Source organism: Paucibacter sp. PLA-PC-4, assembly GCF_026241155.1.
Classification (GTDB): domain Bacteria; phylum Pseudomonadota; class Gammaproteobacteria; order Burkholderiales; family Burkholderiaceae_C; genus Roseateles_E.
Genome location: NZ_JAPFGP010000010.1, coordinates 1 through 15376, shown reverse-complemented (window position 1 = coordinate 15376; position 15376 = coordinate 1). Strand labels below are relative to the sequence as shown.

Here is a 15376-nt window from a genome sequence, read left to right as displayed (position 1 = left end):
ACGCTGGCGCTTGCTCAGCCCGGCTGGGAGGCGATCCAGGCACGTACCCGCTGCTCCAGCAGGCCCAGCGGCAGCTGGCCCTGATCCAGCAGCACCATATGGAAGCGGCGCAGATCGAAGCGCGGTCCGAGCTGCGCTTTAGCCAGCTCGCGCAGCTCCAGAATCTTCAGCTGGCCCGTCATATAGGCCAGGGCCTGGCCGGGCTGGGCCAGATAGCGGTCGACCTCGGCATTCATGAAGATCCGGTCCTGGCCGGTTTCCTCAAGCATATAGGCCAGTGCCTGCTCGCGGCTCCACCCCAGCGCATGCATGCCGGTGTCGACCACCAGGCGGGCCGCGCGGAACATCTGGGCTTGCAGATGGCCGAAGCGGCTGTAGGGGTCGCGGTACAGGCCCAGATCCTTGCCCAAGGTCTCGGCATAGAGGGCCCAGCCCTCGCCATAAGCGGTGTAGAAGCTGCTGCGCCGGAAGGGCGGCAGCTCGCCCAGCTCCCGCTGGCGGGCGTTCTGTAGATGGTGGCCGGGCACGGTCTCGTGCGCGACGAGGGTCTCCAGCGCCCAGATTGGGCGGCGCTTGTAGGCCAGTACATTGGCGTTGAACCAGCCCGGTGTGCTGCCGTCCAGCGAAGGCCCGTTGTAGTTTTCGGCCGCACCCTCGCCCATATGGGCCGGCATCGCCCGCACACCGTAGGGCGCACGCGGCAGCTCGGCAAAGAGCTTGGGCAGTTCGGGGTCGATGCGTTTGCTGATCTCGCGGTAGGCCGCCAGCAAGGCTTCGCCATTGGGGTGGAAGAACTTCGGCTCGCTGTAGAGATAACTGAAGAACTGCTGGCGGTCGCCGGCAAAACCGACCTCGCGGCGCACCGCCTCCATCTCCGCGCGCAGGCGCTCGACCTGGTGCAGCCCGATGTCATGGACCTGCTGCGGGCTCAGGTCCAGCGTGGTGTTGCGGCGAACCAGCGCCGCATAGACCTGGGCGCCGCCGGGATAGCGGCCAAGCCCGCCGGCGGCCGGGGCCTTGGGCAGGTACTCCTCCTGGATGAATCGGCGCAGGCGTTGCATCGCCGGATAGACCTGCTGCCGCAGTGCCTGTCGACCTTGTTGACGCAGTGCTTCGCGCTGGGCCTCAGCGATGCCGCTGCCCAGCTTGTCGAAAGGCTCGAACAAAGGGCTGCGCGTCACATCGTCGCTCAGCTGGCCGTCCAGTTGGGCAAGCGCGCGCGCCAGCACCGGCTGTGGGCTGACCCAGCCCAGCGCGATGCCACGCCGCAGGCTCTCGATCTCCTGATCGACCCGCAGTGGATAAGCGGCCAGTCGGGCCAGCAACTGCCGGACCTGGGTCTCGCTGGCGGTGGGCGTGGCACGCATCAGATTCGACAGGCCCGACTGAAACCCCCACAGCGAGCCCAGGCTCAGTGTGCGATAGCCCTCGAAAGACTGGAACTCGATCTCGCCTTGCTGTCGATCGATAAAGATCTGCAGCGACACGCGGTCGCGCTCATCCAAGGCAGCCACATCGATGGCCTGCGCGCGCTTGAGCAGTTCCCGCGCATAAGAATCCTGGGCCGCAACGGCGGCCGGGGAGCGGTCGCTGAGACGGTCATTGAAGCGGTGGTCGCCGCGCACAGTGGCCCACTCTGGCGCCTGCCGGGCGCCTTGCTCCCAGGCTTCGTCGAACAGGGCATGCAGCGTTTGTGCGGCCGGGTTCGCCCAACTTGTATTGGTTCCTAGGCCAACCAGGGCCAAGGTCAGGACAGTCGCCAGGGTGCGGCGGTGGATGCGGGATGGCAGGTAGGCCATGCGGAGCTCCTTGATTTGTGGGTCGCGCGAGCCTGCCACCGGACGCTCGGTTGTGGGATGAGGGCTTACCCATGAAACAATGATGTGATGAGTGACAGCAAACCCCTGTTGATCAGCATGGGCGACGCCTGCGGCATTGGTCCAGAGATTGCCGTGGCAGCCTGGGTGGCCGAGGCGCGGCGCGAGGATCTCTGCCTGGTCGGCCATGTCGGCGTGCTGCGCCGTGCAGTCGCCTGGCTGGGTCTTGGCCTGCCGGTAGCGCGGCTGGCCTCGCCGGATGAGTTGGCGGCCATGCCGCCGGACTGCCTGCCGGTCTGGCAGCCCGAGGGCCTGCCGTCCGACCTGCTGGACTGCCCGGTGGGCCACATCGATGCGCGTGCCGGCCGCGCAGCGGCGGGCTGCATCGAGGCAGCGGTCGCGGCGATCCAGACCGGCCAGGCGCTAGGACTTGTGACCGCGCCGCTGCACAAGGAGGCCCTGCATGCAGCCGGGGTGGACTATCCCGGCCATACCGAGATGCTGCAGGCCCTGGCCGCGCAAGGGGGGGCAGCGCCTCCGGTGCGCATGATGCTGGCCAATGAAGAGCTGCGTACGGTGCTGGTGACCATCCATGTGGCGCTACGCGAGGCCATCGACATGCTGAGCGTCGAGCGGGTGCTGCAGACCTTGCAGATCAGCGACGCGGCGCTACGTCGCTTCGGACTCAAAGCACCGCGCATCGCGGTGGCGGGCCTGAACCCCCATGCCGGCGAGGGCGGGCTTTTCGGCCGCGAGGAAATTGACATCATCGCGCCAGCCATCGAACTGGCGCGCCAGCAGGGCATCACCGCCAGTGGCCCTTATGCTCCCGACACCATCTTTATGCGGGCTCGCAACACGTCTGCGCACCCTGGCGAGTTCGATCTGGTCGTCGCGATGACGCACGACCACGGTCTGATCCCAGTGAAGTATCTGGGCGTGGAGCAGGGCGTCAACGTGACGTTGGGCTTGCCCTTTGTGCGCACCAGCCCCGACCACGGCACGGCCTTCGACATCGCCGGCACTGGCAGCGCCGATGCGTCCAGCATGCGCGCAGCCATCCGCATGGCGCGCCAGCTGATCACCTAGCTCTTGCTGCCCAGCTCGGAGAGCTGTTTGCGCGCGCGGGCGGTGGCGCGCTCAAGCAGATGGGCGTTCTCGAAGGCCTTGAGCCGGCCGGACTCGCACAGGCGCTTGAGCATGCGGGCCGTCATCGTGACGGTCTCCTGGTGCTTGTGGCCCTGGGTGAAGATGAAGAAGCTGTGGCCGGCGCTGATATGGGCCAGGCGCACCTTGCGCCAGGCATCGCCGGTGTTCATCTGGTAAGCGAAGCCCAGCTGCAGATGCTCGATCAGGAGTTCGCCCTCGCTGGGCTCAGGGGCCTCGGCGGCGGGAAGGCCGTCGATGCTGATGTCGACGGCGGCGAGCGGCGCTTCAGCACTGAGGTCGATGTCGAGCTGGCCGTCCCAGTCCACCCGGCTTTCCTCCATCAGGCCCAGGCGCTTGGCTTCGTCGGGGGTCAGGCGTTGCGCCAGGTCCAAGTCAGCCGGCACCGAAACCGGCGCACCGGCTTGGGCCGGGGGCAGGTCCTGCTCGGACGGTGGTGCGCAGCCGAAAACGCCTTCGAGCTGCTTGACCAGAAGGTTATGGTCCAGCGGTGACAGGCCCTGGCCCTTTAGCGATTCGGCGTGGGCCGGCAGCAGCTCGCCGAAGAATGCCTTGCGGCCGCTCTCAGGCCAGCCGATCAGTTCCAGCCCTTCGTTGAGAGTGCGCATCAGCACCGGCAGTTGACCTAGAAAGGTCTGGCGCTGGGCAGTGCCGCTCTTGGGCTGCACGCTCATCACAAGGTCGCGACCGAGCTGGCGCAGCCGCATCGCGCGCTCGGTGCTGCCCTCGCGGCTGGCCAGCACGATGGCCTGGCTCCAGACTTGCGACAGGAACTCGCGCAAGAACTCCGGCATCGGCACCGGGCCCAGCGCCGCCTGCAACTGCTGCATATAGCGCTGCTGCAGGCGCAGATCGGTTTCCTTGCGCTCGATCAGCGCGGCAGCGTCGCCCTGGGCCTGCAAAGCCTTGGCGGTCTGCTCGGCGATGAATTGTTCGAGCGCGTCGAGCTTGCTCTCGTAAACATCCATGCGGTCGAAGTCGCCGTTGGCGACCTCCTGCACCAGCTCGCGCACATGGCTGAGAAAGTCGCGGCCTGGATCCTCCGAAAAATCATCGAAGGCGCAGGCCAGCGAGGCGACGCGGTTGATGAAGCGGCGCACCGGGTGGCGGCGCGAAGAGAAGAAGGTTCGGTCGCCCAGCGCCACGCGCAGCACCGGCAGTTGCAGCCGCGCCAGCATGCGTGCCATCTGCGGCGGCACCTTGGGATCGGACAGGATCTGGTCGAACAGGCTGCCGACCACATCGATCACCATATGGTCGAGGTTGCCGGTGGCTGCCTGGCGCAACTCGTCGCGGTGCAGATGTATCAGATTGGGCGGCATCGGCATGCCACCACCACTGGCCCAAGTCGCATCGCCGTAGTCCTCGCTCCAGTTGCTGACGGGGCCGCCGGCGGTGCTCGCACCCAGCGGCGACTGCACGCTGGGCAGATAGGCCAGGCGGCGCAGCAGCTCCATCATCTGCGCATCGACCGCGCCCATCGTACCGGGGCTGCCGCCACGCCTGGCCACGCCAGGGACGCCGCCATGGCTGCCACCAGCCGTGATACCGCCCGGGCCTGCGTAAGCGCCACCATATCCCCCTAGCTCGCCCATGCGGCTGTGGCCGGCTTGTCCGGGTGACTGAGAATGGGCGGAATGGCCCGAATGGGACGAGTGCACCGAATGGCCGCCGACATCGACCCCACGCACCCGCAGGTCTTGCGGTCGCAGACCGCGGTTGCGAAACAGCTCGACGATGTCGGCGTAGCAGCTGCGCATCTCGTGGGCCAGTGCGCGCGTCATCTCGTCGACCAGAATCTGGCGGGTCTGCTCGTCGTCGGTGACCGCATGCACGGCGTCGAGCAAGGCCTGGGCGACCAGTTCGGGACGTAGCGGGTTGCGCTGCTGCTCCCTACCGTCCTGGGCGCCACCCAGTGCCGACATATAGGACTCGACCTCGCGCAGCTCCCACTCGCTCTGGTGGCCGATGGCCAGGCCAATCCGGTCGGCCGCCACCATCGCATCGACGGCGTCATCGTCCATCAGCGAGAGTTCGGTCCAGGCCTGGGTACTTTTGCGCGCACCTGGATCGGCCTTGGGCCTTTGCTCGCCCGCCATCTGGGTGCGCAGGCTTTGGTAGAAGCGCTGGCCGAACAAGGCCTGCTGCTTGCGGAACAGAAATTGCGCCGACAGTAGGGCGTCGCGGCGTTTGATCTGGCCGGCCGACAGGGCCGCCATGCCCATGCCTTCGGCGCCGCGCTCGGCCGCTTGCTCGGCCGCGGTGCGTATGCGCTGCAGTGCGGCTTCCAGGTGCGGATTGAGGCGTGGTTCGGGCGAATTCATGGCTGCGTGTGGACCGCCTGTGGGAAATTTGCCACAGCTTATGTCGACAAGTATCGCGCCAAAGCCTGCGTCGAGCAGGCGAGGGCGTGCGAGCACCGGCGCGGCGCTGCGAAATAAATGACAGGCCGCTCTCTGTTACCGCTGCTTACCGGCTCAGCGGCGCTGCAGTGCGTCGCGGATTTCGCGCAGCAGCTGGATGTCCTCTGGCGTCGGCGCCGGTTCGGCCGGTGCGGGGGCGGGGACGCTCTCCCGCTTGAGGCGGTTGATCTGCTTGACCATCAAAAAGATGATGAAGGCCAGGATGATGAAGTTCAGCAGTACGGTCAGGAAGCTGCCATAGGCAAACAGCGGCACGCCGGCCTTGCTGAGGGCCTCGAAGCTCATCGGGCCTTTGAAGTCGGCCGGCGGGTCGGCCAGCATGATGAAGTAGTTGGAAAAGTCCAGGCCACCGACCACGCGCCCGACCACCGGCATGATCAAATGATTGACGACCGAATCGACAATCTTGCCGAATGCGGCGCCGATGATGACGCCCACCGCCAGGTCGACGACATTGCCTTTGACCGCAAATTCCTTGAACTCCGTCATGAATCCCATAGGTTTCTCCTCTGTAGCAATGTCAGGATTGTGCCCGGGCTACAGCGCGCGAAATCGGGTTGAATACGGGTTCTGTGGTGCGCATGAGGCGCGCTTCGCGTCGTCTCCAATGGTTGGAAGCGGTGGCGTCCGTTAGAATCCTCGGTTGCCCCGATCAGAAGTCTCGTTTGAGGACCCTCATGAGTGACCAGCAAGTGGACCAAGGCAAGCGCACCTGGCTCATCGCCACCGGTTGTGCCGGCGCCGTTGGCGGCGTTGCCACCGCCGTGCCCTTTGTCAGTACTTTCACGCCCTCCGAGCGCGCCAAGGCCGCCGGAGCTGCCGTTGAAGTCGATATCAGCGCCCTGAAGCCGGGTGAGAAGCTCACCGTGGAGTGGCGCGGCAAGCCGGTCTGGGTGGTGCGTCGCACACCCGAGCAGCTGGCCGCGCTGAAGGGCATCGATCCACAGCTGGCCGATCCGGCCTCGGATCGCACCGCCTACCCGACGCCTGCCTATGCGAAGAATGAGGCGCGCGCGATCAAGCCGGAGTATCTGGTGGTCGTGGGCATCTGCTCGCATTTGGGCTGTTCGCCCAGCGACAAGTTCCAGACCGGCGCGCAGCCCTCGCTGCCGGACGACTGGCATGGCGGCTTCCTTTGCCCCTGTCACGGCTCGACCTTCGATATGGCCGGTCGCGTCTTTAAGAACAAGCCGGCGCCCGACAACCTCGAAGTGCCGCCCCACATGTACCTGTCCGACACCAAGCTACTGATTGGTGAAGACAAGCAAGCCTGAAGCTAAAGGACAGAGGTCAACATGGCTGAATTCAAAGAAGCTCCCGCCGGTGCTCCGATCGGCGAAAAGCTGCTGACCTGGGTGGACAACCGTTTCCCAGCATCCAAGCTCTACAAAGAGCATCTCTCCGAATACTACGCACCGAAGAACTTCAACTGGTGGTACATCTTCGGCTCGCTAGCCCTGTTGGTGCTGGTGATCCAGATCGTCACCGGCATTTTCTTGGTGATGCACTACAAGCCGGACGCGGCGCTGGCCTTCGCCTCGGTCGAGTACATCATGCGTGATGTGCCCTGGGGCTGGCTGATCCGCTACATGCACTCGACTGGCGCCTCGGCCTTCTTCGTCGTGGTCTATCTGCACATGTTCCGCGGACTGATCTACGGTTCCTACCGCAAGCCTCGCGAGCTGGTCTGGATCTTCGGCTGCGGCATTTTCTTGTGCCTGATGGGCGAGGCCTTCATGGGCTACTTGCTGCCCTGGGGCCAGATGTCCTATTGGGGTGCCCAGGTGATCGTGAACCTGTTCGCCGCCGTGCCTTTCGTCGGTGAAGACCTGGCCCTGCTGATCCGCGGGGACTTCGTGGTCAGCGACGCGACACTGAACCGCTTCTTCAGCTTCCACGTCATTGCGATCCCTCTGGTGTTGCTGGGCCTGGTGGTGGCGCACATCATCGCGCTGCACGAGGTTGGCTCGAACAATCCGGACGGCGTCGAGATCAAGGCCAAGAAGGATGCGTCGGGCAAGCCGCTTGATGGCATAGCCTTCCACCCCTACTACACGGTGCACGACATCTTCGGTGTGGGCCTGTTCCTGATGGTGTTCACCGCCATCATCTTCTTTGCCCCGGAGATGGGTGGCTACTTCCTGGAGTACAACAACTTCATCCCGGCCGACCCGCTGAAGACACCGGCTCACATTGCCCCGGTCTGGTATTTCACGCCGTACTACTCAATGCTGCGCGCCACCACCGACCCGATGGTCAATGTGCTGGTGGGTCTGGTCGGCGCGGCGGTGGTGCTGGCCTGGCTGAAGAGCGGCTTCTCGACCAAGGGCAAGATTGCTGCCACCGTGGTGGCCCTGGTCGCGATGGCCTTGCTGAAGACCTTCGACGCCAAGTTCTGGGGTGTGGTCGTGATGGGCGGCGCTGTTGTGATCCTGTTCTTCCTGCCCTGGCTGGATCACAGCCCGGTCAAATCGATCCGCTACCGCCCCGACTGGCACAAATATGTATACGCCGTGTTTGTCGTGTTCTTCTTGGTGCTGGGCTATCTGGGCATCAAGCCGCCCAGCGATATCGGCACCTTGATCGCGCAGATCGGCACGCTGTTCTATTTCGGCTTCTTCCTGCTGATGCCCTGGTGGAGCAAGCTGGGCACGCCCAAGCCCGTGCCTGACCGTGTGACCTTCCACGCCCACTGAGCATCGGAGTTCCAAGAATGAAAAAATTCATTGCTACGCTGCTGACCTCGCTGGCGCTGAGCGCCGGGCTGGTGTCGGGCGCCTCGGCCGCCGGCGGCGGCATCGAGTGGGACAAGTTCCCCAAGGAGAAGATGACGGACATGGCTGCGCTGCAAAACGGCGCCAAGCTCTTCGTCAACTACTGCCTGAACTGCCACTCGGCCGCCTTCATGCGTTACAACCGGCTGGCCGATATCGGCCTGAGCGAGGCGCAGATCAAGAGCAATCTGATGTTCGCCAGCGATAAGGTTGGCGACACCATGAAGATCTCGCTGGACCCCAAGCAGGCCAAGGACTTCTTCGGCGCCACGCCGCCGGACCTGACCGTGATCGCGCGTTCGCGTGCGGCTGCGGGCCAAGGCTCGGGTGCGGACTACCTGTACACCTACCTGCGCACCTACTACCGCGACGATACCAAGGCTACTGGCTGGAACAATATGGCCTTCCCCAGCGTGGCCATGCCGCATGTGCTGTGGGAGCTGCAAGGCCAGCGGGCCGCGAAGTTTGCTGACGAACCCGATCCGCATGACGCCAGCAAGACCGTCCATGTGTTCAAGGGTTATGAGCAGCTAACCCCGGGCAAGCTGACGCCGCAGCAGTTCGATGAGGCGATGGCCGATCTGGTTGCCTATCTGCAGTGGATGGGCGAGCCCGCTCAGTCTCAGCGCTTCCGTCTTGGCGTGCTGGTGCTGCTGTTCCTCAGCGTGTTCACACTGTTCGCCTGGCGTCTGAACGCGTCTTACTGGAAAGACGTGAAGTAAGCCTTGCGGGCCCGGTTTGTCCGGGCCTGAGTTGATCGCAGTGGGGCGCCTCGGCCTCCACTGCGTTTGCATTTTGTGCGGTGCTCGTCCAGCATGAGCCCGTGAATCACCCACCGACCTTCTCGGGAGCCTGCCGCCATGATGGTGCTTTATTCTGGAACTACCTGCCCTTATTCGCACCGTTGCCGCTTCGTGCTGTTCGAGAAGGGCATGGACTTTGAAATCCGTGATGTGGACTTGTTCGCCAAGCCCGAAGACATTGCGCTGATGAATCCATACAACGAGGTGCCCATCCTCGTCGAGCGCGACCTGATCCTGTACGAGTCGCACATCATCAACGAGTACATCGACGAGCGCTTCCCGCATCCGCAACTGATGCCCGGCGACCCGGTGGCCCGCGCCCGTGTTCGCCTGTTCCTGCTCAATTTCGAGAAGGAGCTATTTGCTCACGTCAATGTGCTGGAGGGCCGCTCGCAAGCCGTCAAGGCAACCGACAAGCAGCTGGAAAAGGCCCGCGCCCAGATCCGCGACCGCTTGACCCAGCTCGCACCGATCTTCCTGAAGAATAAGTACATGCTGGGCGACGACTTCTCGATGCTCGACGTGGCCATCGCACCGCTGCTGTGGCGCCTGGATTACTACGGCATCGACATGTCGAAGAACGCCTTGCCACTGCTGAAGTATGCCGAGCGCATCTTCTCGCGCCCGGCCTATATCGAGGCGCTGACGCCGTCCGAGAAGGTGATGCGCAAGTAAACTGCGACCCCATGGATCAAAGCTCCGATGGCGGCATGGCCGCCAGCACCTCGACCCGGCCGTATCTGATACGGGCCCTGCACGATTGGTGCACCGACAACGGCTTCACGCCCTATATCGCGGTGCATGTGGATCGTTTCGTGCAGGTTCCGAACGAGTACGTCAGCAATAACGAAATCGTGCTGAACGTCGGTTTCGACGCGACCAGTGGGCTGGAACTCGGCAACGAGTTCATCCAGTTCAAGGCTCGCTTCGGTGGCGTGGCGCGCGAGATCGTCGTGCCGGTCGATCATGTGGTAGCGATCTATGCACGCGAGAACGGCCAGGGCATGGCCTTCCCCGCGCCTAGCGCCGATGCGCCGAACGCGCCTTTGAGCCTAGCCGGTAGCGCCTCGCCCGTGGCTGCAGCGCCGAGCCCGCCGGTGCGCCCGCCCGCGCCCTTGCGCGGCCTGCGCCTGGCACCCGGCCCGGCCGAGCCGCAGGATCAACCCAAAGCGGCCGAGCCTGTCACCGAGCCCGGTCCAGATGATTCCGGCGGCCCGGCTGCCGGTGGCGGTCGCCCCGCGCTCAAGCGCGTTAAATAGTTGGTTTGAGTCGGGGTAGGGCAGGTTTTTTCCCCTACAATGCGCCCTCGCATGAAGTCAGTGCCGGCTTAGCTCAGTTGGTAGAGCAACCGCCTTGTAAGCGGTAGGTCATCAGTTCGAATCCGATAGCCGGCACCATTCTTCCTGCGCCCAACACAGGCCTCACCCTGGTTGCATCACCTTGATGCGCAGCTTGGCGGCGGGAATGCCTTGTTCGGCCAGCAGCTCCAGCAGCCGCGGCTGTAATTGCCTCAGTTTGGCCGCCACGGCGGCGTTAGAGGCCAGCAGCGTCCACCCCTCCTCATCGATAGGCCCCGGCTTCACGAAGCGCGTCAGTGCGCCCGGCAGCGCGACGCTGACGATGGCCATGCGTCGGTTTGATTCCTGCATCAGCAGGCCCAGCCGCGCCAGTCCCGTATGACCGTTCATCGCACGCTCGATGGGCATCGGCTCGGGCACCGACGGTCCGCCGCGCTTGGCGGCGCGGCGCGGGCGGTGGGGACTCAAAGGGTGCGTCGTCGTGGACATGGCCTCAGTGTAGTCCCGCAGCCTGGCCGGCCGGGGTGTGCGGGGTGCCGGTGCTAAACTCGGTGGGTTTTTCTGCAGGCTGAGGCCGGCACCCGGCTTGCAAGCCGGCGTGGAGCCCTCAGCTGTAGAAAGCTTCGAACAAGCAAGAACAGAACTCCACGGGCTGATTGCCGCGCCCGTCGTTGCCCCCGAGCGGGTACGCCAGCGGCTCAGACCTGGTCCGCCTACCTTCAAGTCCAAGACACACACGCTGCATGTTGCCCAAGCTTCTTACCCAGATTTTCGGTAGCCGCAATGAGCGCCTGCTCAAGCAGTACCGCCGCGTCGTGCAGCAGATCAATGCGCTGGAGCCCAAGTTCGAAGCGCTCAGCGACGATGAGCTGCGCGCCCAAACCGAAGAGTTCAAGAAGCGCGTGGCGGGAGGCGAGAGCCTGGACGCGATCCTGCCCGAAGCTTTTGCCGTTGTGCGCGAAGGCGGTAAGCGCGCGCTGAAGATGCGCCATTTCGATGTGCAGCTGATCGGCGGCATGGTGCTGCATGCCGGCAAGGTCGCCGAGATGCGCACTGGCGAAGGCAAGACCTTGATGGCCACCCTGCCGGTCTACTTGAATGCGCTGACTGGCAAGGGCGTGCATCTGGTGACGGTGAACGACTATCTTGCCCGGCGCGATGCCGAGTGGATGGCCAAGCTCTACAACTTTCTGGGCCTGACCGTCGGCATCAACCTGCCGAATATGCCGCGCGAGGAGAAGCAAGCCGCCTACCGCGCCGACGTTACGTACGGCACCAACAACGAGTACGGTTTCGACTATCTGCGCGACAACATGGTCTACGAGACGGCCGACCGCGTGCAGCGCGGCACCGCCTATGCCATCGTCGACGAGGTCGACTCCATCCTGATCGACGAGGCCCGCACTCCGCTGATCATCTCCGGCCAGGCCGATGACCAGACCGATGTCTATCTGGCGATCAACAAGGTCGCGCCGCTGATGAAGAAGCAGATCGGCGAGCTCGATCTGCGCACCGGCGAGGGCGTCGTCGAGCCCGGCGACTTTACGGTCGACGAGAAGTCTCATCAGATCTATCTGACCGAAGACGGCCACGAGAATGCCGAAAAGTACCTGAGCCAGGCCGGTCTGCTGGCCGAGGGCGCGAGTCTCTACGACTCCGCCAACATCACGCTGATGCACCATCTGTACGCCTCGCTGCGCGCGCACCATGTGTATCACCGAGACCAGCACTATGTCGTGCAGAACGGGGAGGTCGTCATCGTCGACGAGTTCACCGGCCGGCTGATGAGCGGTCGGCGCTGGAGCGACGGCCTGCACCAGGCCGTCGAGGCCAAGGAAGGCGTGGCGATCCAGAGCGAGAACCAGACCCTGGCCTCGATCACCTTCCAGAACTATTTCCGCATGTACGGCAAGCTCGCGGGGATGACGGGAACGGCCGATACCGAGGCCTATGAATTCCAGGAGATCTACGGTCTGGAGACCGTCGTGATCCCGCCGAACCGCCCCACGATACGCAAGGACGAACTGGATCTGGTCTACAAGACCACCAAGGAGAAGTTCGACGCTGTTACCCAGGACATCCGCGACTGCCACGAGCGCGGCCAACCGGTGCTGGTGGGGACGACTTCGATCGAGAACTCCGAGCTGATCTCCAGCCTCCTGACCAAGGCCAAGCTCCCGCACCAGGTGCTCAACGCCAAGCAGCATGCCAAGGAGGCCGAGATCGTGGCCCAGGCCGGCCGTCCCGGCGTGATCACGATTGCGACCAATATGGCCGGCCGCGGCACCGACATCGTGCTTGGCGGCAACGTCGAGAAGCAGGTGCAGTTCATCGAGGCCGATGCCGCGATCCCGCAGGCTGAGAAGGCCGTGCGCATCCAAAAGCTCAAGGACGAATGGGCCGGCCTGCACGAGCAGGTGAAGGCCGCCGGCGGCCTGCGCATCATCGCAACCGAGCGCCACGAGAGCCGCCGCATTGACAACCAGCTGCGCGGCCGATCGGGCCGTCAGGGCGACCCGGGCTCATCGCGGTTCTATCTGTCGCTGGACGACCAGCTGATGCGCATCTTCGCGGGCGACCGCGTGCGCGCCATCATGGATCGTCTGAAGATGCCCGAGGGCGAGGCGATCGAGGCCGGCATCGTGACCCGCTCGATCGAGGGCGCGCAGCGCAAGGTCGAGGCGCGCAACTTCGATGTACGCAAGCAATTGCTGGAGTACGACGATGTCTCGAACGACCAGCGCAAGGTGATCTATCAGCAGCGCAACGACATCCTCGAGGCCGACTCCCTGGTGGCCCAGATTGGCAATCTGCGCGCCAGCACGCTCGAAGACGTGGTGCGCAGCTATGTGCCCGCCGAGAGCTTGGAAGAGCAGTGGGACCTGGCCGGGCTGGAGCGGGTGCTCAAGAGTGAGTGGCAGCTCGATGTGGGCCTGGCGGCCGAGGTGGAGAAGAGCGACTCCATCACCGACGAGGACATTCTCGCGAAGGTGGTGTCCGCCGGCGACGCGCTGTTCGCCGACAAGCTCGAGCGCGTTGGCGTCGAGCAGTTCTCGCCCTTCATGCGCATGGTGCTGCTGCAAAGCATAGACCAGCACTGGCGCGAGCATCTGGCCGCGCTGGACTATTTGCGCCAGGGCATCCATCTGCGCGGCTATGCGCAAAAGAATCCCAAGCAGGAGTACAAGCGCGAGGCCTTCGAGCTGTTCTCCCAGTTGCTTGATGTGGTCAAGATGGAGGTCACTCGCACCCTGCTGAATGTGCGCATCCAGTCGCAGGAAGAGGTGGCACGCGCCGCCGAAGCGATCGAGGAACGTGCCGAGCACATCAGCAACGTCACCTACACCCATCCCAACGAGGACGGTTCGGTATCGCAGGACGCGGCGGAGCCGGCCGTCTCGCAGTACGCCCATGTCGGTCGCAACGATCCCTGCCCCTGCGGCAGCGGCAAGAAGTACAAGGCCTGCCACGGCAAGCTGAACTGAGAGCAGACCTCGCCAGCCCAGCCCCCTATCCGGGGGTGATCTGTGACGTAGTTCGCACACTTCAAGGCCCAAGCCCGTGGATGGGGGGTGCGCATGTCAAGGCCACCCCCCTAAAGTGAAGTTGATCGGTGCGGGAGGTTTGCAGCACCGGAACTTCAACAGAATACCCGGCGCAAGAACTGTCTATGAAGCCCCTAGTTGCTCTCTTCCCCTTGATTCTGGCCCTGGCCGCCCCTTTGGCGTCGGCCTCGCCGGTGACCTTCGGCTCCAAAGTCCTGGATGGACAGGCTCCTTGGTCCGCCAGCTACACCTTGCATGTTGACCAGCAATCGCTGTTCAGTGGCTACCTCAAATCTGTCTCGAACAAGAAGGACAACGTGGTCATCGAGTCGATCACGTTGAGCAAAGGCAGCGAACAGTACCTGTTCGACCTGATGGATGATGAGTACAAGTTTCTGTCCGTCACCGGTGATCATTGGGTCACGCCCGGCAAGAAGATTGACGTCACGCACTGGGGCTGGAGCTACGCACTGAGCCCGGTGGTGCTGAGTGCCGGGGACTGGGATGTGAAGGTGCAGATGAATAGCTACAGCAGCAAGTTCAACAGCTCGCTGTCTGGTGCCGGCACGCTGCAGGCAGTGCCTGAACCGGCCTCGCTGGCCCTGGCCGTGACCGCATTGGGCGCCCTGGCGCTGGTGCGCCGCCGCCGCGCAGCCCGCTGAACCAAACACGCCGATCCCTCCAAGCGAGACGCCTCATGAAGAACAAGATCCTTGTAGCAGCCCTGGCCCTGGCCGCAGCCGGTACCACCAGCGCTGCGGTGTTGGACATCGAGTACACCCAGACCCTGGGCACCGAGATCACCATGGTCACTGATGGTGCCGTCAGCGAAGACTATCTGAGCGGCGGCATGCAGTACAAGGCACTGAGTGGCGCAAGCTTCGAAGCTTTCTGTGTGGAGATCGGTCAGAGCTACGCGCTTGCCGGTGTTCAGAGCTATACCGTTGGCAGCTTCGGCGCCGTCCAGTCGCGCCAATTGCAGGGCCTGTTCTCCACCAGCTACGGGCTGCTGAGTTCGGATCAGGACCGCGCGGCTTTTCAGACCGCAGTCTGGGAAATCACCCATGAGCAGGACTCGCAGCTCGATGCTTCTCAGGGCAGCTATCAGTTCGCATTTCTCAATGCAAACAGCACGGCCGAGGAAGACGCTGCGTTTTTGAACAAGGTCAACGGCTTCTTGAGTGCCGCCGATGGCTACCAAGGTCCGGCGAAGTATCAGCTGAGCAAGCTGCAGCACATCGACTACCAGGACCTGGTGACCGTCACTGCAGTTCCTGAGCCCGGCACCTACGCGATGTTGCTGGCTGGCTTGAGCCTTGTCGGCTTTGTTGCGCGTCGGCGCCAGCGTGCCCGCTAGGCCGCCTGTTCGCACCAGATCGTCTGTGCCTCAGCATTGAAGGGCTCCCTCGGGAGCCCTTTGCTTTGTGCGCTCAGCATGAGCGCACTCTTGCGGGTGCAAGTCCCGCCGTAAGTTGATCACAGCGAACGAAGCGAAGCGCAACTGCACGAGGGCGACCGAATGTGGGGAGGAAGCGTGGAGCGAAGCTGC

At 63.9% G+C, this 15376-nt stretch carries 13 protein-coding genes and 1 tRNA gene; 10 read left to right on the top strand and 4 right to left on the bottom strand.

The features are described from left to right. Positions 1-14: 14 nt before the first annotated feature. On the bottom strand, positions 15-1799 hold the full coding sequence (locus OOZ63_RS16205) for a DUF885 domain-containing protein (RefSeq protein WP_266006587.1): 1785 nt from the start codon (positions 1797-1799) through the stop codon (positions 15-17). Between the two features lie 87 nt (positions 1800-1886). On the opposite strand from OOZ63_RS16205, the gene pdxA reads away from it, so the two are divergent. Further along, positions 1887-2906 (top strand): 4-hydroxythreonine-4-phosphate dehydrogenase PdxA, encoded by a 1020-nt coding sequence (gene pdxA, locus OOZ63_RS16200; RefSeq protein ID WP_266006586.1) that lies wholly within the window; start codon positions 1887-1889, stop codon positions 2904-2906. On the opposite strand, the gene OOZ63_RS16195 is transcribed toward pdxA, so the two are convergent. Both OOZ63_RS16195 and mscL read right to left on the bottom strand, forming a co-directional pair. After that, positions 2903-5308, bottom strand: coding sequence for a DUF1631 family protein (locus OOZ63_RS16195; protein WP_266006585.1), 2406 nt, complete (start codon positions 5306-5308; stop codon positions 2903-2905). The two genes, pdxA and OOZ63_RS16195, sit on opposite strands and share 4 nt — an antisense overlap. A gap of 153 nt (positions 5309-5461) precedes the next feature. Further along, a complete protein-coding gene (gene mscL, locus OOZ63_RS16190; RefSeq protein ID WP_266006584.1) occupies positions 5462-5905 on the bottom strand; it encodes a large conductance mechanosensitive channel protein MscL in 444 nt (147 codons plus the stop codon). Positions 5906-6084: 179 nt separating this feature from the next. Here mscL and petA point away from each other — a divergent pair, with 179 nt between their 5' ends. The 6 genes from petA to OOZ63_RS16160 all read left to right on the top strand — a co-directional run bounded on the left by petA (position 6085) and on the right by OOZ63_RS16160 (position 10381). Further along, the gene (petA, locus tag OOZ63_RS16185) at positions 6085-6681 is read left to right on the top strand and encodes a ubiquinol-cytochrome c reductase iron-sulfur subunit (RefSeq protein WP_137941071.1); all 597 of its coding nucleotides are present in this window, start codon (positions 6085-6087) and stop codon (positions 6679-6681) included. Positions 6682-6702: 21 nt separating this feature from the next. Then, on the top strand, positions 6703-8103 hold the full coding sequence (locus tag OOZ63_RS16180; protein WP_137941070.1) for a cytochrome b: 1401 nt from the start codon (positions 6703-6705) through the stop codon (positions 8101-8103). A gap of 17 nt (positions 8104-8120) precedes the next feature. Continuing rightward, a complete protein-coding gene (locus tag OOZ63_RS16175; RefSeq protein ID WP_266006583.1) occupies positions 8121-8903 on the top strand; it encodes a cytochrome c1 in 783 nt (260 codons plus the stop codon). Between the two features lie 138 nt (positions 8904-9041). Beyond that, positions 9042-9659, top strand: coding sequence for a glutathione S-transferase N-terminal domain-containing protein (locus tag OOZ63_RS16170; protein WP_137941068.1), 618 nt, complete (start codon positions 9042-9044; stop codon positions 9657-9659). Positions 9660-9670: 11 nt separating this feature from the next. Continuing rightward, positions 9671-10243, top strand: coding sequence for a ClpXP protease specificity-enhancing factor (locus tag OOZ63_RS16165; RefSeq protein ID WP_266006582.1), 573 nt, complete (start codon positions 9671-9673; stop codon positions 10241-10243). 62 nt (positions 10244-10305) lie between these two features. Beyond that, positions 10306-10381: transfer RNA gene (locus tag OOZ63_RS16160), tRNA-Thr, on the top strand. A 24-nt stretch (positions 10382-10405) separates the two neighbouring features. On the opposite strand, the gene OOZ63_RS16155 is transcribed toward OOZ63_RS16160, so the two are convergent. After that, entirely contained in the window at positions 10406-10771 is a 366-nt protein-coding gene (locus OOZ63_RS16155) for a hypothetical protein (protein WP_266006581.1), read from the bottom strand. Between the two features lie 254 nt (positions 10772-11025). Between OOZ63_RS16155 and secA the strand changes: the two genes are divergently transcribed. The 3 genes from secA (at position 11026) to OOZ63_RS16140 (ending at position 15184) form a co-directional block, all read left to right on the top strand. Beyond that, positions 11026-13767 carry a preprotein translocase subunit SecA gene (secA, locus tag OOZ63_RS16150; RefSeq protein WP_266006580.1) on the top strand — a complete coding sequence of 914 codons (2742 nt, stop codon included), beginning with the start codon at positions 11026-11028 and terminating at the stop codon, positions 13765-13767. A gap of 185 nt (positions 13768-13952) precedes the next feature. Further along, the gene (locus tag OOZ63_RS16145) at positions 13953-14489 is read left to right on the top strand and encodes a PEP-CTERM sorting domain-containing protein (protein ID WP_266006579.1); all 537 of its coding nucleotides are present in this window, start codon (positions 13953-13955) and stop codon (positions 14487-14489) included. A 35-nt stretch (positions 14490-14524) separates the two neighbouring features. Further along, complete coding sequence (locus OOZ63_RS16140; protein WP_266006578.1) at positions 14525-15184, top strand: PEP-CTERM sorting domain-containing protein; 660 nt, start codon at positions 14525-14527, stop codon at positions 15182-15184. Positions 15185-15376: the final 192 nt, after the last annotated feature.

Excerpts from the sequence above, each read along its gene's own strand:
- OOZ63_RS16205 (WP_266006587.1), bottom strand. The coding sequence starts at position 1,799 with ATGGCCTACCTGCCATCCCGCATCCACCGCCGCACCCTGGCGACTGTC.
- pdxA (WP_266006586.1), top strand. The coding sequence starts at position 1,887 with ATGAGTGACAGCAAACCCCTGTTGATCAGCATGGGCGACGCCTGCGGC.
- OOZ63_RS16195 (WP_266006585.1), bottom strand. The coding sequence starts at position 5,308 with ATGAATTCGCCCGAACCACGCCTCAATCCGCACCTGGAAGCCGCACTG.
- mscL (WP_266006584.1), bottom strand. The coding sequence starts at position 5,905 with ATGGGATTCATGACGGAGTTCAAGGAATTTGCGGTCAAAGGCAATGTC.
- petA (WP_137941071.1), top strand. The coding sequence starts at position 6,085 with ATGAGTGACCAGCAAGTGGACCAAGGCAAGCGCACCTGGCTCATCGCC.
- OOZ63_RS16180 (WP_137941070.1), top strand. The coding sequence starts at position 6,703 with ATGGCTGAATTCAAAGAAGCTCCCGCCGGTGCTCCGATCGGCGAAAAG.
- OOZ63_RS16175 (WP_266006583.1), top strand. The coding sequence starts at position 8,121 with ATGAAAAAATTCATTGCTACGCTGCTGACCTCGCTGGCGCTGAGCGCC.
- OOZ63_RS16170 (WP_137941068.1), top strand. The coding sequence starts at position 9,042 with ATGATGGTGCTTTATTCTGGAACTACCTGCCCTTATTCGCACCGTTGC.
- OOZ63_RS16165 (WP_266006582.1), top strand. The coding sequence starts at position 9,671 with ATGGATCAAAGCTCCGATGGCGGCATGGCCGCCAGCACCTCGACCCGG.
- OOZ63_RS16155 (WP_266006581.1), bottom strand. The coding sequence starts at position 10,771 with ATGTCCACGACGACGCACCCTTTGAGTCCCCACCGCCCGCGCCGCGCC.
- secA (WP_266006580.1), top strand. The coding sequence starts at position 11,026 with ATGTTGCCCAAGCTTCTTACCCAGATTTTCGGTAGCCGCAATGAGCGC.
- OOZ63_RS16145 (WP_266006579.1), top strand. The coding sequence starts at position 13,953 with ATGAAGCCCCTAGTTGCTCTCTTCCCCTTGATTCTGGCCCTGGCCGCC.
- OOZ63_RS16140 (WP_266006578.1), top strand. The coding sequence starts at position 14,525 with ATGAAGAACAAGATCCTTGTAGCAGCCCTGGCCCTGGCCGCAGCCGGT.